Below are 18,294 nucleotides of genomic sequence, written 5' to 3'. Positions count from 1 at the left end.
GCCGAGCGGTCGGCCACCGCGCTCGACCCGCCCCGCTGACGCCGCCAGGCCCGCGCCGGCCGGTTCGCGGGGCAGGCGCGGGTCTCAGGGCTGCGGCGGCCGCTCCAGGAGGCGGGAGAGCACGACGGTCGACACGGTGCGGCTGATGAACTCCACCGCCCGCAGGCGCTCCAGCGCCGTCTCGAGGTGGTGGATGTCGGCGGCCCGCAGGTGCACGATCGCGTCGGCGGGGCCGGAGACCGTGTAGGCCGCGACCACCTCCGGCAGCGGCTCCAGCCCGCTGCGGATGCGGTGCGTGGGCACGTTGCCGTGGCAGTGGACCTCCACGAACGCCTCCGTCCCCCAGCCCAGCGCCTCGGGGTCCACCACCGCGGTGAAGCCGCGCAGCACCCCGAGGTCCAGCAGCTTGTCCACCCGCCGCTTCACCGCGGGGGCGGAGAGCCCGACCACCGCGCCGATCTCCGCGTAGCTGGCGCGCGCATCGGTGACGAGCTGCGAAACGATTCGCTGATCCAATGCGTCCATGCGCAACATACTGCCGCATTTCGCGCAACAGAGCGGCGTTGAACGACGTCAGGACCCGGATTAGATTTCGTATCATGACCGCTACCACCGTCTTCGCGGACGAGTGCGCCGCGCCCCGGCCCGGGTCGCGCACGCCCACGCTCCGCCGGTACGTGATGTGTCCGCCGGAGCACTTCGCGGTGGAGTACGTGATCAACCCCTGGATGGACCCGGACGCGCCCCTCGACACCGCGCTGGCGATGCGGCAGTGGGAGGAGCTCAAGCGGACCTACGAGCGGCTCGGCCACACCGTGCAGGTGGTGCCGCCGCAGCCCGGGCTGCCGGACATGGTCTTCGCCGCGAACTCCGGGACCGTCGTCGGGAGCCGCGTGCTGGGGGCTCGGTTCCGCGCCGAGCAGCGCGCCGCCGAGGCGGAGCACTTCCGCCGCTGGTTCGCCGGGCGCGGCTACCGCGAGGTCGTCATGCCGTCGCGGATCAACGAGGCCGAGGGCGACTTCGCCTGGACCGGTGAGCTGCTGCTCGCGGGCACCGGTTTCCGCACGGATCCGGAAGCGCACGCCGAGGCGCAGGAGGTGCTGGGCGTACCGGTGATCTCGTTGCGGCTGGTCGACCCCCGCTACTACCACCTGGACACCGCGCTGTTCGTGCTGGAGCAGGGCGAGCGCCCGCAGATCGCCTACTACCCGGAGGCGTTCTCGGCGGGCTCCCGCCGGGTGCTGGAGCGGTTGTTCCCGGACGCGGTGCTCGCGGACGCCGCGGACGCGGCCTGCCTGGGGCTCAACGGCGTCTCGGACGGGCGGAACGTGGTGCTCCCGCTGGAGGCGACCGGCCTGGCCGAACGGCTGCGGTCGCGCGGGTACGAGCCGATCCACGTGGACGTCTCGGAGCTGCGCAAGTCCGGCGGTGGCCCGAAGTGCTGCACGATGGAGCTGCACCGCTGAGCTCCGGGACGGGCGGAGGCGCCGACGGTTCCCCGCAACCGTCGGCGCGGCACGATCACTGCTCCAGCACTGCCTGCACGCCGAGCTCGATCTCGATGGTCGGGCCGACGACGGCGATGCCCTTGGCCAACGTGGCCTGCCAGTTCACCGCGTAGTCCTCGCGGCGCAGGGTCGTCGTGGCGCGGCACGCGGCCCGCCGGTCGCTCTCGAAGCCCGGGCCCTGCCAGGTGCGCTGACCCAGGTAGGTGGTGTCGAGCTGCACGCTGCTGCTGGTCCCGCGCAGCGTGAAGGCGCCGTCGATCAGCCAGCGGTCACCGCGGAGCTGGTGGAACTTCGTGCTGCTGAAGTACAGCTTCGGGAAGTTCTCGACGTCGAGGAAGTCGCCGGACTTGAGGTGCGTGTCGCGCATGTTGACGCCGGTGTCGATGCTGTCCGCGTCGATGACCACGTCGATGCGGGACTCCTCGAAGCGCGGCGAGACCTGGATCTGGCCCTCGAAGGAGTTGAACCGGCCGCGGATCTTGGACATGCCGACGTGCTGCGCGACGAAGTGGATCTCGGTGTGCGTGGGGTCGAAGGTCCACACGCCCGGCTGCGGCAGCGCCAGCGAGTTGTCCGTCTCCAGCCGCACGCCGCCCAGCGAGGTGTGCTGGTTGACCCGGACCTCGATGCGGGCGCTCTTGCGCTTGAAGCCGCCCGCGCTGATCGAGATCTTGTGCAGGCCGGGCTGCACCGTCGCGAGGAAGGAGCCGTAGCTGTCCGTCTCCGCCTGTGCGATCTGCTGGTTGAGCCGGTCGGTGATGGTGACCGTGGCCCCGGGCAGCAGCTTGCCCATCTCGTCGTGCACCTGACAGCTGATCACGCCGCCGTCGAGGGGGGTTTCCGGGAGGTAGCCTGCGTTCCCGGCACCCGGACGAGGGGTGGCACCGCTGCTTCCGCGGCGCCTGCGCAATTTGGCGAACATCTGGGATCCTTTCCGCTCTCCCGCCACCCCCAGTCGGGAGAGTTCTTCATTTCGGTGGCGCGGTCATGCTAGGCCCGAGGGATCTTGGGGTTCCCGTCCCGTGCGGTGTGATCGCCGCGTTGCAGGTCATCTTTGCACCGCGGTCGAATCGGTCTGGACCTATCGGGTGGTGCGAGGTACGCCACGTAGCCGGAACTTCGGTCCCGCGCCGCGCGTTCCACATGTGCACGCCGACCGCGAGGGCGAGCGATGTCGCAGGTGGTGGACGTGGCGAGCGATCCCGGAGGCGGAGGCACGGTGAGCAACGAGAGCTACGGAGGACGCGCGGCGGTGGGCGGTCATCTCAACGGACTCAAGACCGCGGTGCTCCTGGGCGGGATGAGCGCGCTGGTCCTGCTGGCCGGTTCCCTGTTCGGCCGAACGGGGCTGGTGATCGCGCTGGTCGTGGCCCTGGGCATGAACGGGTACGCCTATTTCAATTCGGCAAAGCTGGCGTTGCGTTCCATGCACGCCCGCCCGGTGTCCGAGGCGGAGCAGCCCGCGATGTACCGCATCGTGCGGGAGCTGGCGACCTCGGCGCGGCAGCCGATGCCCGCGCTGTACCTGAGCCCCACGCGGGCCCCGAACGCGTTCGCCACCGGTCGCAACCCGCGCAACGCCGCGGTCTGCTGCACGACCGGCATCCTCGAGCTGCTCGACGAGCGCGAGCTGCGCGCCGTGCTCGGCCACGAGCTCTCGCACGTCTACAACCGGGACATCTTGATCTCCAGCGTCGCCGGGGCGCTGGCCAGCGTCGTCACGTTCCTGGCGAACTTCGGGATGCTGTTCGGCATGTTCGGCGGCAACGACGAGGACCGGCCGAGCCCGGTGGCGATGCTGCTCATCGCGCTGCTGGGGCCGGTGGCCGCGGCGGTGGTGCAGATGGCGGTCAGCCGGTCCCGGGAGTACCAGGCCGACGCCTCCGGCGCGGAGCTGACGGGGGACCCGCTGGCGCTCGCCTCGGCGCTGCGCAAGCTGGAGCGCGGAACCCGGGAAGCGCCGCTGGCGCCGGACCCGAGCGTCGTCTCCCAGTCGCACCTGATGATCGCGAACCCGTTCCGCCCCGGCGAGCGGATGGCGCGGCTGTTCTCCACGCATCCGCCGATCGGCGACCGGGTGCGGCGGCTGGAGGGCATGGCCGGCCGCAGGCTGATGCCCTGACGGCCCGCTCTCGGTTTCAGGCCCGGGCGCCGGCGGCCTCGGCGACGTCCATGACGTACTCGCCGTAGGCGGACTTGGCGAGCTTGCTGCCGAGCGCGTGGCACTGCTCCGCGGAGATGAAGCCCATCCGCAGCGCGATCTCCTCCAGGCAGGCGATCCGCACGCCCTGCCGGTGCTCCAGGACCTGCACGAACTGCCCCGCTTCCAGCAGCGAGTCGTGGGTGCCGGTGTCCAGCCAGGCGTAGCCGCGGCCCAGCTCGGTCAGCTGCGCCCGCCCCTGCCGCAGGTAGGTCATGTTCACGTCGGTGATCTCCAGCTCGCCGCGCGGCGAGGGCCGGAGCTCGCGAGCGATCTCGACCACGTCGTTGTCGTAGAAGTAGAGCCCGGTGATCGCCTTGTTGGAGCGCGGCTGCTCCGGTTTCTCCACGATGGACACGAGCTTCCCGGCGGAGTCGAGCTCACCCACCCCGTAGCGGTGCGGATCCCGCACCGGGTAGCCGAACAACATGCAGCCCCGCAGGTCGCGGCTGTTCTGCTGCAGCACCCGGGAGAAGCCCTGCCCGTAGAAGATGTTGTCGCCGAGCACCAGCGCCACCGGATCGGTGCCGATGAAGTCCGCGCCGATCACGAACGCCTCGGCGAGCCCGTTCGGTTGCGGCTGCTCGGCGTACTCGATGGAGATCCCGAACTGCGAGCCGTCCCCGAGCAGCCGCCGGAACAGCGGCAGGTCCACGGGGGTCGAGATGAGCAGCACCTCGCGGATTCCCGCGAGCATGAGCACCGACAGCGGGTAGTACACCATCGGCTTGTCGTAGACGGGCAGCAGCTGCTTCGACACGCCCTGCGTCAGCGGGTGCAGCCGGGTACCGCTGCCTCCCGCGAGCACGATCCCCTTCACCGGTGTCCCTCCCGAGCCCGTCGGTCGACACCACGGTAGACGAACCCCGGTTGGGGGTGAGGGCAGTTTCCGGGTGGCAGTGGCCTGCCGCACGTCGCCGGGAGCGGCTGAGGGCGCCGTAGCGGCTTCGCTCGGGCCGCGGCGGCGGATCGCCCGGGGCCGGAGGCGTCCGCGCGGCAGCGGTGAAACCAGGGGCGCTGCGGATGATCTTCGAGGCATCGCCCGGGCCGGGTGCGGACCCCGCGTCGGGGGACACCCGGCCCGGTCACGCCGAGGAGTCGCCGCAGCGGCTCAGCGGAAGTTCTCGAACTGCAGCGCGACGTCGAAGTCGCTGGACTTCAGCAGCTGGATCACGTTCTGCAGGTCGTCCTTCTTCTTGCCGGAGACCCGCAACTGGTCGCCCTGGATCTGCGCCTGCACGCCCTTCGGGCCCTCGTCGCGGATCTTCTTCGAGATCTTCTTCGCGACGTCCTGCTCGATGCCCTGCACGACCTTGCCGCTGACCCGGTACACCTGCCCGGAGCTCGCGGGCTCACCCACGTCGAACGCCTTCAGCGAGATGCCGCGCTTGATCAGCTTCTCCTTGAAGACCTCGATCGCCGCCTTGCACCGCTCCTCGGTCTCGGACTCCAGCAGGATCCCTTCCTGCCCGGACCACTGGATCTTCGTGCCGGTGCCGCGGAAGTCGAACCGGTTGGCCAGCTCCTTGCCCGCCTGGTTCAGCGCGTTGTCCACTTCCTGCCGGTCCACCTTGCTCACCACGTCGAACGACGGGTCTGCCACCTCGCATACCTCCTGTTGGGCGGGACGTCTCGCCCGGACACGCTACCGGCCGCACCCCCTGCCGAACCCCGTGACGCGAGTCTGTATCCTCATTACCGCAAGCCAGCACGCTGGCAGGCGGCGCCAGGTTGCCCGAGTGGCCAAAGGGAGCTGACTGTAAATCAGCCGCGAAAGCTTCGGAGGTTCGAATCCTCCACCTGGCACACCAGTCGAAACGGCCCGGTGACCTGCAAGAACAGGGTCACCGGGCCGTTTTGCGTTGTCCGGTGGTGTCCGGCTGGCTACGGGGTTTCACGGCCGTCTGTGCCATATACGTGCCACAGTTAGGCGTCGCCGAGCAGGTCCTGAACCCGCTGCCGAGCCGCCTGCTCGCCTCCGTCGAGGCACTTCGCGACGAAGCCAGTAGCTGCCAATCAACGGAGGGGACGGCGCGTCTCAGTGGCGTTGGGAGTCTGCCGAGGATGACGACGGTGGGTGGTACTACGCCGAGGCAGACGACGGCTCGTGGGAATATGAAGAGTGGGGCGATGGCGGCCCGGGTGCCGACAACGGTGGGTGCTTTACAAGCGTTGCTGTTCCTGCGCTCGGGTGCGGACTACTCGTATCGCTGCTCGTGTTGGGCCGTGGGGCCCGCTGCGCCGTGTTTGAGGTCGCATCGAAGACGGTACGCAGCAGTACGCATGCATGTTCGTGGGTACCGTCCACGTCAACTGTCACCGGCTCGTCGATCCAGTTCCCGGTGCCCTCGTTCGAGTTGCAGTAGCGGTTGCGTTCACGGGCGCTCAGCCTAGTTCGCCCAAGACAGAGAAGCCTCTACACCAGGTAAAACAATGCCCGTGAACCTCGCTGACCATGCCTGCTCAGAGCTTGAAAGCGAGCAGTGGGCAACCACTCGGGGGTTCGAATCCCCCGCTTCCGCGCGTGTGTGGCCAGCGGCGGCGCGCCGGGGAGCCGATTCCGCCGGACGACGGGAGTGCGGGGTTGATGTCGGCCCGCTCCAACCCCCGGGTACTACGGCAGCGACGCCCAGAACGCCCGCAGCGCCGTGACCGTTGCAGCGGGATCCTCCATCATCCACCAGTGGTTCAGACCCTCCAGCTCGGCGGTGCGCGCGCCGAGCCCGGCGGCCATCTCCGCGGAGCGGGCGGGGTCGTCGGAGTTGTCGGCGGTTGCCCTCAGCACAAGACCGGGAATGGCCGCGGGCCGAGACATCTCGGCCCCCCAATCACCGAAGATGTTCGGCGTCGCCGACCGGTAGAGAGCGAGGATGCACTCGCCCATCACCTCGTCGATGCTCGCATCGATCTGTCGTGCGTCGGCCGGAGTCGGACACGAAGCCAGCAGCGCACTCTTGAGCCAGCCGGGTTCACCGGGTTGACCGCCGGCCCCGCCCTCGGCGGCCACGAACGCGGCGATCCACTCCTCGCCACTACCGGGTGTCCGCCACACCTGCGCCATGTCGTGCCACACGTTGTCCCGGTGCATCACGGACGCGCAGTCCACCGCCCAGCTGCGCACCGGCACGTCGAACGCGGTGACCGCCCGCAGCACGAGGCCGGCTCCCCAGTCGTGCCCGACGACGTCGATCGGGCCGTCGATGCCGCGCAGCGTCTCGGCCAGCCACTGCGAGTACTCGTCCTTCGACGCCCCGAAGCCGGCGGGCTTCGGCGCACCGAAGCCCGGCAGGTCGAGGGCCACGGTCGGCATCCCGTCGCCCTCGAGCTGCTCACGCACGCCGTTCCAGATCACACTCGTTTCCGGAACCCCGTGTAGGAAAACTGCGGTCACGCCCGCCTCCTCATCAAGATCGTCACTTGTGGATCAGGCTATCGAAGGATGGCGACGACTGCGGGTCCGCCGCTACTCCGCCAGCACACAGCCGCGGCCGATCGTGACGAGCTACGGCTGGAGTACCAGCGACAGACGGGTCGATCGGGACGTGGTTGCAGACGTGGTTGCAGTCGATGACTGCCACTGAGGCACGCCGGTGGCCGTCACGACCCTCTGACCAACGCGCCGTCCGCGACCGGACGTTCACGAACGGTCGATCGCAGACCTTGAAAGCGAGAGCATCTAGTTGGGCGCTCCGGTCTCGCAGCGCGCGCAGTGTGCCAAATCTGTGCCCAAATCTGTCAGGAATCGGTTGTTATACCTGGTCAAAGCCTCGCGTCGCGTGGTCTGTAAATAAGCTGCCGCGAAAGCTTCGGAGGTTCGAATCCTCCACCTGGCACACCAGCCGAAACGGCCCGGTGACCTGCAAGAACAGGGTCACCGGGCCGTTTTGCGTTGTCCAGTCGTGTCCGGCCGCTACCGACTCTGTACGGCTAGTTCTGGCCAATCCCTGGCCACGGCCCGAGGGCCGCGCCGACCCGATCACGAGCGGCTTGCTCGCCCCCGTCGAGGCACTTCGCGTACACCCTCAGGAGCACGCTCACGCTGTGCCCGGCCCAGGCGGCGACCCTCGCTCGTGGGCTCCACTCCCGCGGTGGACAGCCTCCTCCAACTCGCCACCTGCCTCATCCAGCACAAACGATCTGTTAGGAGTTCTTAGGCCTCCTGCGGGTGCAAGTCCTTCTGCGGCTGCGGCGGCGGCCGGTGTCGAATTCGGACCGCGCACCCTCGAACCCACTCGTATCTACAATGGGAGTGTCAAGGTTCTGATTCGACGACATGGGCCGAAACCACAGTTGGCGCCATTGTCTACGGTGGTGAAACTTTCTATGCGCGGGCTCATCAGGCCCAGGAAGATCAGCTCTGTGGCGCATGAACCGGTCGTGCTGTTGGTCTACGAACGCACGAGCCCGCCTGGCGGGGACTCCGGCGCAGAGCCGCTGATCGCGGTTTGTGCTGAAGAGAACGAAGCCCAGCGAGTCAAGGAGCGCAGCTCCGCCCGTGGCCGGTATGCCTCCTGGGAGGAGCATTCGCTCAACGGTTTCGCGGGCAGGACGGCTTCGCTGGTGGATGGCGAGATCGTCCACGTGGTGTTGCTCGGTGGCAGCGACATTGACGAGGGGCCGGATGATCCGATCGGTGTCGCCGTTTGCGCCGACCGGGAGGCGGCTGAGCGGCGGGCGGTCAAGGAGTTCCGCGAAACAGGCTCTCCCGGATACCGCACGGTGTCGCTTCCCATCGGATGGCGAGCTCACGGCTGATCCACAGCAAGGAGAGGCGAAGCCCCCGCGGCCGCCACGGTGAGCGCGGTCGCGGCCATATCTTCGCCTCGGGTGGCACCTTGGCCTTCGCTGGCGACGTACGGGCTGTCCGGGGCCGGTGTGCTGGGTTCGTGCTACGACGACAACGGAAATCCCGTGGTTTGAGGTGCCGATGAAACGCATACCGTCACGGTTCCTGGCGGCTGGGGCAGTCGTCGTGGTGCTGGCACTGGTCGCCTTGCTGTCGGCGACCACTTCGTCGTCTTTGCTCCCGGGGCCGGTCTTGTGGGGGCTCGTGATCCTTCTCGTGCTCTTGCTGGGTGCAAGCCTGATCGAGCTGGGTAGGCGGAAGCTACGTGGGCGGTCGTGATGTCCACGTCCGGAGCTGGAACTACTGCGGCTCGTCGAACAGGCGATGCCCAGGTGGGCCCCAGCTTGGGGCTCGTTGAGGGGTGCGTGGCCGATCGACGTGGCCCGCCAGGCGGTGATGACCCGCGCTCGTGGGTGCGCCGACTTGAGCTGAACGCGCGGGAGCAGATCTCGAAATCGGGTGAGCAGCCTTCGTGTGCTGTGGCGAGGTGGTCAATTTCTGGCCACCTTCGCGGCTCGCAAGGCGTTATGCCTGGTGAGAACGGCGCAGATAGGACTCTGTAAATAAGCTGCCGCGAAAGCTTCGGAGGTTCGAATCCTCCACCTGGCACACCAGCCAAAACGGCCCGGTGACCTGCAAGAACAGGGTCACCGGGCCGCTTCGCGTTGTCCGGTGGTGTCCGGCTGGCTACGGCCGTTGACGGGGTCTGTGCCATGTGCGTGCCGCAGTTCGGCGTCGGCGAGCGGCTCGGGGCCGGCTGTCGAGCTGCGGTCTCGCTGCCGTACCGCCATCAGCTCTGAGCAGCCGTACCCGTCGAAGCTCCGTGGCCGGGGTGCAACCGGGCGGTTCGCTATGACTGCGACCAGCGTCCGGACGACGCCTACCCCCCTGATTTCTGGGATGTTGCTGCTCGCGGGTGGGTCGTACCGTTTCGCCGAGCAGTAGTCGTACGTATCGATCGGATGGATGTTCGATGGCAATCCCCTATGCGGCGCAGGCCGGTCAGCACGAGCAGGTGGAGTGGCTCGGTGGTGGCGTCATGCAGATCCTGCTGGCCGGTGAGCACACGGGCGGCGATCTCGCCATGTTCCGGTCGTTCGCGCCCGCCGGGGCGGCGTCACCGGCGCACGTGCACTCCCGGGAGGACGAGATCGTCGTGATGCTCAGCGGCAGCGCCGTCTTCTGGGTGGGGGAGCAGCGCTTCGAGGTGGGGGAGGGCGGTGTCGCATTCCTGCCGCGCGAGGTCCCGCATGCGTACCACATCACCGCGGACGCCGAGATGCTCGCGCTCAGCACGCCCTGCGGTATGGAGAACTTCTTCCGCGGCGCGGGCCACGACCTGCGGACACCGAAGCCCGAGGGGTGGAGCATCACTCCAGCCAGCATGGGAAAGGCGGCCGCCGAGAACGGACAGACGATCCTCGGGCCGCCGCTCGGCCCGGACGACGTGCTCGACGCGGGCACCGGTCCGCTGTCCGCCGGGGCGGCGTACGCGGCACAGGCGGACGAGCACGAGACGTTGGAGTGGCTCGGCGGCGGCCTGATGCGCGTCCTCCTCAACGGCCGGCACACGGACGGGAAGCTGTCGCTGTTCCGCTCCAGCGCCGCGGTCGGGTCGGCGTCGCCGGTCTACGTCCACAGCGAGGAGGACGAGATCATCGTGATGCTCAGCGGCAGCGGCATCTACTGGGTCGGTGAGCAACGCCACGAGCTGTCGGCCGGCGGTGTCGTGGTCGTACCGCGCGGAGTGCCCATGGCCCACCGCATCACGTCCGAAGCGGAGACCGTGGCCGTGACCATCCCCTCCGGTCTGGAGGAGTTCTTCCGAGCGGTCGGTCGCGACGTGCGGCAGGAACGGCCGGACGGCTGGGAGGTCTCGTTCGACGTCATGGCGCAGGCGTCCGAGGCCAGCGGGCGCACGGTCCTCCATCCGCCGCTGGAGGCGGACCAGATGATTCCGGCGGAGATGCTCGGAGTTCCGGCGCAGGACCTGCCCAACCGCTGACCGGGAGGCGTGTTCGCAGCTCCGCGACGGGCGGACGTCTCCTTCTCGTAAGGAAACGAACGCCGCCGCGCCGAGGACCGACCCCATAGACTGCCTGTCGACCGGGCGGCTCCGTCCCGCCCCACGCGGACGTGACGGAGCCGCCCGCCACGTCGGCGTCGGACGATGCGGTCGTCGGCCGCGTTCCGCGGGGAGCTCGCCGAGGACGGGACCGACGGCCCCTCCGGGACGTTCGTCCGGTCGATGTCCTGCGTCGAACCCCGTCGGAGAGTTCCATGCCTGCCGAAGACCCGACCCCCTCACCGTTCACCGAGACCACCGGCACAGCCCGGCACGCCGCCGTGGCAGCGCTCCGGGAGTCCGGTCCGGTGCAGCGCATCACGCTGTTCACCGGCGGCTCAGCGTGGCTGGTCACCGGCTACGCCGAGGTCAAAGAACTGCTGGCACATCCGGCCATGGCCAAGCACAACCAGGTCGTACCGCACCGGGACGTCACCCCCGATCACCTGCACGCCGCCATGTACACCAGCGTGCTCACCTCCAACCCGCCCGACCACACCCGGCTGCGCAAGCTGGTGACCTCGGCGTTCACGGCCCGCCGCGTCAAGGAACTCCGCCCCCGGGTGCAGGAGACGACCGACGGGCTGCTCGATGCACTGGGACGGGCCGGCGCCGACGGTTCACCCGTGGACCTCGTCGCGGCCCTCGGCTACCCCCTGCCCATCACCGTGATCGCCGAGCTGCTGGGCGTCCCGGTGGACCACCGCGAGGCGTTCCGCGGCTGGTCGTCGGTCATCGTCAACGGCTCGGCGCACCCCGCCGGCACCTACCTGCGCGCGGCCGAGGAGATGGTCGCCTACGTGCGAAAGATGATCTCCGACAAGCGCCGGGCACCCGCCGACGACCTGCTGTCCGCGCTGATGCACGTGCACGACGGAGACGACCGGTTGACCGCCGACGAGCTGAGCTCGACGGTGTTCCTGCTGCTCGCCGCAGGACACGAGACAACGGTCAACCTCATCACCGGCGCCGTGCGCTCCCTGCTCTCCCACCCGGTCCAGCTGCGACTGGTGCGCGAGGAACCCGACCGGCTCGCCGCGGTCATCGAGGAGCAACTGCGCTACGACGGGCCGAAGCAGGTGCCCATCCCGTCAGTCGCCACCGAGCCGATCACCGTCGGCGGGGTGACCATCCCCCGCGGCGACGTCGTACTGCCGTCGCTCCTGGCCGCCAACCGGGACCCGGAGCGCTTCGCCGAGCCGGACCGCTTCGACATCACCCGTGCTGCCACCTCGCACCTGGCGTTCGGGCACGGTCTGCACCACTGCCTCGGCGCACCGCTGGCCAGACTGGAGGGCCGCATCGCCGTCGGCAGCCTGCTGCGCCAGTTCCCCCGACTGCGGCTGGTCGACCCGGAGACCGAACCGGGACGGCACCCCAGCCTGCTCATGAACGGCATCGTCGCCCTGCCGGTGACCGTCGCGTGACCAGGCCCGGCGTCCCAGCGCGGGGCTCCGCGCGCCTCGATCCCCCGAGACCTGGGGGATCTCCGGGGCGCGCCGCGAAGCTGGAGAGCGACATCGCGCGGACCTGCCGGCTCGATCTGGACTCGCGGACCCTCCGCGCCCGGGTGATCGCGCGGCTGGGACAGGACATCGCCCACGACGCGTACTGCTTCGCCACCATCGATCCGTGGACGATGCTGGTCACCGATGACCTGTCCGACGGCATCCCGCCGGGCAACGCGATGCTCGCGGCGCACAACGAGTACCTCGTCGCCGACGTGGACAAGTTCGCCGACCTCGCGCGCACCGGCCGCACCGTCGGGATCCTCAGCCGCAGCGCCGCTTCGCGCGGAAGCGAACGCCTCCGGGCTGTCCTTCCGGCCATCGACGCCCAGGACGAGTTGCGCGCCGTCTTCCTCGCGGACGGGGAGTGCTGGGGCGCGCTGGCGCTGTTCCGGCGCGGCGGGCGGGCTGACTTCACCCCACGCGAGGCGGGGCTGCTGCGGTCGCTGTCGCGTCCGGTCGCGGTGGCCCTGCGCCGAGCCTGCGTCAACGCGGCACCGGGAGCGCCGTCGGCGACGCCCGGGCCCGGCGTCCTGGTGCTCGACGAGAAGGGCCGCACCCTCGTCGCCAACGAGACGGCGCGCCGCTGGCTCGACGAGCTCGGCACGCTGCCCCCGCACGAGGTGGCCGCGGCGGCCCGAGCCGGACGCGGAGAAGAGGCGTACCTGCGGGTGCGGTCCCGCGCCGGCCGGTGGCTGTCGCTGTGGGGGTCGCCGCTCGACGGAGATCCGAACCAGGGCGCCTCGATCGTCATCCAGCCGTCTCCGACCTCCCACATCACCGAGACGCTCGCGCTGGCCCACGGGCTGACGGCGCGGGAGCAGGAGATCCTGCGGCAGGTGATCTCCGGCCTGCCGTCCACGGGAATCGCCGCCGCGCTCGCCGTGTCGCCCCACACCGTGCAGGACCACTTGAAATCGATCTTCGCCAAGTTCGGCGTGCGCAGCCGCGGGGAGTTGGTGGCACGCGCTCTGGGCATCCAGTCCACGGACGTCGTGCCCCGATGAGCCCGACAGCGACGTCCTGCCCCCGGACGTGCGGAGGAATGCTTGCACGTGGGAGCCCTGCGGAGGCGCCCTGCAAATCCAGCCGCGACAGCTTCGGAGGTTCGAATCCTCCACCTGGCGCACCAGCCGAAACGGCCCGGTGACCTGTGAGAACAAGGTCACCGGGCCGTTTCGCCGCGTCCGGCTGGCCACGGCCGGTGGCGGGAGTCTGTGCCGAATGCGCGCCGAAAGCGGTCGCCGAGCGGACGTGGTTCCGGCGCACCGGCGGCGGCGGGCGCGAGGTGCGCTCGCCGCCGCCGTCGAGTGCTCCGCTACTCGTCGGCGAGGGGCTCCGTCGCGATCTTGCGCAGCATCAGCCCGCTCGCCGTCGCCGCCAGCGCCGCCACCAGCAGGCCGAGCACGATCGGGGCCAGGATCGAGGGTGTCAGCGTGGTGTCCTGATCCAGGGCCTTGAGCAGACCGAGGCTGATGCCCGCGCCTCCGGCGGTCGCCATGCCGGCCGCGACCAGCGCTGGCAGCGCGGCCTCGGTGTGCAGGGCGCGGACCAGCACTCGGCTCTGCGTTCCGGCTGCCATCAGCGCTCCCAGCGTGCGGCGCCGATCGATGACCGAACCCGCGGCCGTGATCGCCGCGCTGGCCGCCGCGAGCACCGCCGCGATCGACAGCCCGATCACCGTGATCCGGTGCAGATCTCCGGTCATGACCGCGCTGGCGACGTTGCGCGACTCGAGCGACTCGATGTCCGCACCGGGAGCCGTTTGCGCCAGAGCGGTGCGCGCCTCGACCCGGTCGGCCTCGGTGCGCGGGAGCACCGACAAGGTGGCTTCCCCCGAGCCTTCCAGCGCGGGCACGGCGCCCGGATCGACGATCACCGTCCCCAGGCCCGGTTCGGTGGTGACCGGAGTTCCCGGCGGGACCGGGGTGGCGGGGGGCTCGTCATCGGAGGCCACGCCGGCCGGGGTGATCGTGAGTCCGGAGGTCGGCAGGTCGCTCGGCGCGTGGATGCCGGGCGGTCCCTCGCACGAGGGCTGGTGCGGGGTCACCTCGCGAGCCGCGTGGCAGTCGATGAGCAGACCGTAGGTGGAGGAGCCGTCCGGAGCGTCGAGCTGGATCCACTCGTAGTTGGCGGCCGCGGCTCGCACGCCGTGCTCCGCGAACCGGTCGGCGAGACGTTGGCGCAGCTCGGGAGCTTGACCGCTGGGCACGTCCGCGAGGATCACGTCATCCTTGTTCGAGCTGCCCATCGAGCTGGGTCCGGCGTTCATGGCGGGCAACGCCGTGAGCGCCAGGGAGCCGATGAACACCGCGAGCACCATGCCGGAGGACGACCGGTAGGCGCCCTTCGGATCGCTGACCAGCCGCCTGCCGGCCAGCAGCACCGAAGGACGACGCCAGAACCGGGTGAACAGGCGGCCGATGGTGGCGGTGATCCAGGGTCCGACCAGCGAGAACGACCACACGACCCCGGCGATCGGGGCGACGAGCACCAGGAACCCCGCGCCGTCGTCGTACTTCATCATGCCGAGCACGAACAACCCGGCGACCACCGCGATGACCAGCAGCCGCCACGCCTTTGGCCGGCTGCGCTGCTGCTCGGTGGCCGCGCTCAGCGGCGAGCTCACGACCCGGCGGATGCCCAGCACGGACGAGACAACCACCAGCGCGGGAACGCCGATCGCGACGCCCAGCACCGACCAGATCGACGGGGTGATGTCGCTGAGGAACCAGCTTCCGCCGCCCCAGGGGATCACGGCGATCAGGTAGCGCAGCGGCCAGATCAGCAGCAGTCCCGCCGCGGTCCCGGCCGCCGCGGCGAGCCCGGTCTCCGCGGCCACCGCCGAGATCACCTGGGCGGGGGTCGCGCCCGCCATCCGCAACGACGCCATCCGGCGCTCCCGGCGTGCCGCGGTCAGCCGGGAGGCCGACGCGACCAGGACGAGGCTGGGCGCCGCGAGCACGAACAACCCGAACAGCGCCATCGGCCGCAGCAGCTCGTCCTCGGCGGTCGCCTCGATCTCCGCCAGCGAATAGGGGGTCGCGATCGCGGCGGCCTGGTCCAGAGCGCCCTCCGGGTGCCCGACGACGGCGACGAGTTGTTCCGGGTAGCGCAGCTGCCGCGGCGCGATCTCGCCCGAGACGCGGCCGGGGAAGCGGTCGGCGAGCGCGCTGTCCGGCAGTTCCGCGACCTTCCGGGCGAGAGCCGGGGACAGCAGCACTTCACCAGGAGCCGGGCGCTCCGGGCCCGCTCCACCGCCGGCGGTGCCGGAGACGTCCAGCCGCGTGATCAGCTCGCCCTGCACCCAGTCCTGCGAGGACAGCTCCACCCCGCCCGATTCGGAGACGCCCGGGTGCCCGTACTGCCAGGAGGAACGCTCGGAGCGCGCCTGCGCGGCGTGCGGCAGCGCGGTGAGGATCAGGATCAGCGCGGTCGCCACCATCACGCCCGCGGCGGTCAGGATCGCCGAGGTCCGGGTGCGTGAGTCGTGCCGCAGCACCCGCACGGCCAGTTGCACGGGATTCATCCCGCCACCACCCCGCCGCGCGCGGGCGCGCCGTTCACGATGAGCCCGTCGCGGATCTCCACCACCCGGTCGCACCGGGCGGCCAGCTCGCGGTCGTGGGTGACCACGACGACGGCGGCACCCGAACGGCTCGCACCGTCCGCCAGCGCCCGCATCGTCGCCTCACCGGTGCGGGTGTCCAGCGCGCCCGTCGGCTCGTCCGCGAAGATCACCTTGGGCTCGTGCGCCATCGCCCGCGCGATCGCGACCCGCTGGGCCTGCCCCCCGGAGAGCTGGCCGGGCAGGCGCTGCTCCATGCCGCTCAGCCCCAGCTTGGCCAGCCACTCGCGGGCGGTGCCGGTGGCCTGGCGCCGGTCGGTGCCGCCGAGCAGCAGCGGCAGCGCCACGTTCTCCTCGGCGGTCAGCTCCCCGACGAGCATCCCTTGCTGGAACACGAATCCGAACTCGTGCCGCCGCAGTTCGCTGCGCTTGGTCTCGGAGAGCTGGTCGACGCGGCGCCCGCCGAGAGCGACCTCCCCGCGATCCGGGCGCAGGATCCCGGCGAGCACGTGCAACATCGTGGTCTTGCCGGAGCCGGACGGGCCGACGATCGCCAGCACTTCACCAGCTCGCACGGCGATGTCGGCGCCGCCCAACGCCCAGTGCTCGCCGTACTGCTTCGCCAGGCCGGTGCCCGTCAGCACCGCCTGGCTCGCCGGAATGTGCTCCTGTTGCACGTGTTCTCCCCCTCGGTCGTGCTGCGCGCCGTCCGGCGCCACCGCTGGTGCGGAAATCGGTCAGGAGGAACGGTCGCAACCGGGGAGGGGAGCGCACCTCGTCCGACCGGTCGCCCGGGGCCGCCGATCGGCCGGGACCTCCGGCCGATCAGCCCCCCGCTCGCGGCGACCGAGACCACCAGGCCGTCAGGGCGCGGGGTCGAACGGGCCTCGGTCCGGCTCGCAGACCGCGCCCACGGCGGGGAGGACGCCCTCGCCGTAGTACGCGTTCAACGCCGCGTCGACGCAGGCGCTCTCGCCGCGGGCGCCGTGCCCGAACGAGTCGAACGTGAGCAACCGGGCATCGGCCAGCAGCTCGGAGGTCTTGCGCGCGTCGTCGTAGGGCGTCGCCGGATCACCCTGCCGGTTGCCGATGACCAGCACCGGCGAGGCCGTCTCCCGGTCCCACGGCCCGGTGTAGCGGTCCGGGTCGGGCCCGCCGGGCCAGGTCGCGCAGCCCAGCGTCAGGTACGTCCAGTACGAGCCGAAACCGCGGCCGACCTCGTTGGCCCGTCGCGCGTGGTCCGGCCACACCGCGGGGTCGCCCGGGTTGTCGCCGTCGTTGCACATCACGCTGAGCATCTGCTCCATTCCCGGGGCGCCGCCGCGCGAGGCGGCCGGAACCGAGGCTTCCGGAACCGAATCGGCCGGTTCCGCTCCGGCGGCACCGGGCAGGGAGAGCTCGTGCACCTGCTGCAGGAACCCCGCGAGCACGGCCGATGCCGAGGCGCTGTTGAGCGCGCGCCACGTCCTCATCACCGCCGCCTGGTACGTCACCTCGCTCGAAGTCCCGTCGGGCTGGGGGACCACGACCGGCTCGGCCTGCAACCGGTCCAGCAGCGCGTCGTACTTGCCGAGCAGATCGGCACCCGGTTCCCGGAACGCGCAGCGCTCGTCGTCCGCGCACGCGTCGAGGAACGCGCGCAGCGCCTGCTGGGCACCGCCGTGGGCGCCCATCCGGAAGGTCATCGGCTCGGTCGCCTCGTCCGGCCGGTACCCGGTGGTCCACTCGATCGGGTCGACCACGGCGTCGATCGCCACCGAGCCCACCCGCTCCGGGAACAGGTTCGCGTACACGGTGCCGAGGTGGCTTCCGTAGGAGAGGCCGTAGTAGTCGAGCCGGTCCTCCCCGACCGCCTCGCGCAGCAGATCGAGGTCGCGCGCCACGTTCGCCGTCGACGTGTGCTTCAGCAGCGGTCCCGCGTTCCGGGCGCACTGCTCGACCCCGTGCGCGGTCTCTTCGATCGCGGCCCGCTCCTGCTCCGGGGTCGCGGGGAAGGAACTCATCCAGTGGAAATCATCGTCGGGACCGGTGAAGCAGTTCAACCCGTCGCTCGCGATGATGCCGCGCGGGTCGAATCCGACGATGTCGAACCGCTGGTGCAGCTCCGGGGTCAGCTCTGGGGGGAACCTGCCGCTGCTCCCCGGCCCGCCGGGGTTGTAGAAGATCGTGCCGAGCTTCCGCTCCTGATCGGCGGCGGGGAGTTTGCCCACGGCGAGCTGGATCTGCTGGCCCGATGGGTCGCGATAGGACAGCGGGACCTCGGCCGTCGCGCATTCGTAGCCGGCCCCGCCTTCGCACGGCGCCCAGTCCAGCGCCGGAACGGCCGCCCCGTTGGTGCGCAGCGGCTTCGTCGCGGAGTCCGCGGCGGAGGGCCCCGCGAGGGCGGTCGGTGTGAACGAGCCCGCGACGAGGACGGCGGCGAGAACCACCGAACCGCGCGCCGAGCGTCCCTGCTGCATGTGCTCTTCTCCCTCGGTCGAGACGCGCCAGGTGCCACCGCTGGTGCGGAGGCCGATCGGCGGGAACGTTCGCAGCCGGTGGGAGGTGCGCACTTCCCCCGGCAGGCCGCTCCGGTCGGCCGATCGGTCCGAACTCCTGG

The 18,294-nt window shown here is 70.5% G+C and carries 14 protein-coding genes and 1 tRNA gene; 7 read left to right on the top strand and 8 right to left on the bottom strand.

The annotated features are described in order from the left end of the window. Positions 1-84 precede the first annotated feature (84 nt). Positions 85-525 (bottom strand): Lrp/AsnC family transcriptional regulator, encoded by a 441-nt coding sequence (locus tag ACL03H_RS19340; protein ID WP_412812679.1) that lies wholly within the window; start codon positions 523-525, stop codon positions 85-87. A 74-nt stretch (positions 526-599) separates the two neighbouring features. On the opposite strand from ACL03H_RS19340, the gene ddaH reads away from it, so the two are divergent. Further along, positions 600-1,466, top strand: coding sequence for a dimethylargininase (gene ddaH, locus ACL03H_RS19335; protein WP_412812678.1), 867 nt, complete (start codon positions 600-602; stop codon positions 1,464-1,466). A gap of 55 nt (positions 1,467-1,521) precedes the next feature. Here ddaH and ACL03H_RS19330 read toward each other — a convergent pair whose 3' ends face one another. Continuing rightward, a complete protein-coding gene (locus tag ACL03H_RS19330; RefSeq protein ID WP_412812677.1) occupies positions 1,522-2,328 on the bottom strand; it encodes a YceI family protein in 807 nt (268 codons plus the stop codon). A gap of 432 nt (positions 2,329-2,760) precedes the next feature. Between ACL03H_RS19330 and htpX the strand changes: the two genes are divergently transcribed. Continuing rightward, on the top strand, positions 2,761-3,630 hold the full coding sequence (gene htpX / locus ACL03H_RS19325) for a zinc metalloprotease HtpX (protein WP_412812740.1): 870 nt from the start codon (positions 2,761-2,763) through the stop codon (positions 3,628-3,630). Positions 3,631-3,646: 16 nt separating this feature from the next. On the opposite strand, the gene rfbA is transcribed toward htpX, so the two are convergent. Next, on the bottom strand, positions 3,647-4,528 hold the full coding sequence (gene rfbA / locus ACL03H_RS19320; RefSeq protein ID WP_412812676.1) for a glucose-1-phosphate thymidylyltransferase RfbA: 882 nt from the start codon (positions 4,526-4,528) through the stop codon (positions 3,647-3,649). 291 nt (positions 4,529-4,819) lie between these two features. Further along, positions 4,820-5,311 (bottom strand): YajQ family cyclic di-GMP-binding protein, encoded by a 492-nt coding sequence (locus tag ACL03H_RS19315; protein ID WP_412812675.1) that lies wholly within the window; start codon positions 5,309-5,311, stop codon positions 4,820-4,822. 122 nt (positions 5,312-5,433) lie between these two features. Here ACL03H_RS19315 and ACL03H_RS19310 point away from each other — a divergent pair. Then, a tRNA-Tyr gene (locus ACL03H_RS19310) sits at positions 5,434-5,514 on the top strand. Positions 5,515-6,322: 808 nt separating this feature from the next. On the opposite strand, the gene ACL03H_RS19305 is transcribed toward ACL03H_RS19310, so the two are convergent. Then, a complete protein-coding gene (locus ACL03H_RS19305; protein ID WP_412812674.1) occupies positions 6,323-7,099 on the bottom strand; it encodes an alpha/beta fold hydrolase in 777 nt (258 codons plus the stop codon). Between the two features lie 986 nt (positions 7,100-8,085). On the opposite strand from ACL03H_RS19305, the gene ACL03H_RS19300 reads away from it, so the two are divergent. The 4 genes from ACL03H_RS19300 to ACL03H_RS19285 all read left to right on the top strand — a co-directional run bounded on the left by ACL03H_RS19300 (position 8,086) and on the right by ACL03H_RS19285 (position 13,134). Next, a complete protein-coding gene (locus ACL03H_RS19300; protein WP_412812673.1) occupies positions 8,086-8,463 on the top strand; it encodes a hypothetical protein in 378 nt (125 codons plus the stop codon). A 1,064-nt stretch (positions 8,464-9,527) separates the two neighbouring features. Continuing rightward, a complete protein-coding gene (locus ACL03H_RS19295; RefSeq protein WP_412812672.1) occupies positions 9,528-10,559 on the top strand; it encodes a cupin domain-containing protein in 1,032 nt (343 codons plus the stop codon). Positions 10,560-10,834: 275 nt separating this feature from the next. Further along, complete coding sequence (locus ACL03H_RS19290) at positions 10,835-12,046, top strand: cytochrome P450 family protein (protein ID WP_412812671.1); 1,212 nt, start codon at positions 10,835-10,837, stop codon at positions 12,044-12,046. A gap of 143 nt (positions 12,047-12,189) precedes the next feature. Next, positions 12,190-13,134: a LuxR C-terminal-related transcriptional regulator gene (locus ACL03H_RS19285; RefSeq protein ID WP_412812670.1), complete on the top strand. Its 945-nt coding sequence runs from the start codon at positions 12,190-12,192 to the stop codon at positions 13,132-13,134. Positions 13,135-13,445: 311 nt separating this feature from the next. Here the strand turns inward: ACL03H_RS19285 and ACL03H_RS19280 are convergent, their stop codons facing one another. From ACL03H_RS19280 to ACL03H_RS19270, 3 genes are all read right to left on the bottom strand, one after another. Continuing rightward, positions 13,446-15,656, bottom strand: a complete 2,211-nt coding sequence (locus tag ACL03H_RS19280) for an FtsX-like permease family protein (RefSeq protein WP_412812669.1) — start codon at positions 15,654-15,656, stop codon at positions 13,446-13,448. Beyond that, positions 15,653-16,372, bottom strand: coding sequence for an ABC transporter ATP-binding protein (locus ACL03H_RS19275; protein ID WP_412812668.1), 720 nt, complete (start codon positions 16,370-16,372; stop codon positions 15,653-15,655). Before ACL03H_RS19275 ends, ACL03H_RS19280 begins: the two co-directional genes overlap by 4 nt. 186 nt (positions 16,373-16,558) lie before the next feature. Next, positions 16,559-18,154 (bottom strand): alpha/beta hydrolase, encoded by a 1,596-nt coding sequence (locus ACL03H_RS19270; protein WP_412812667.1) that lies wholly within the window; start codon positions 18,152-18,154, stop codon positions 16,559-16,561. Between the last annotated feature and the right edge of the window lie 140 nt (positions 18,155-18,294).

Source organism: Saccharopolyspora antibiotica (genome assembly GCF_047200635.1).
Taxonomy (GTDB): domain Bacteria; phylum Actinomycetota; class Actinomycetes; order Mycobacteriales; family Pseudonocardiaceae; genus Saccharopolyspora_C.
This window is presented reverse-complemented; position numbering and strand designations above follow the sequence as displayed.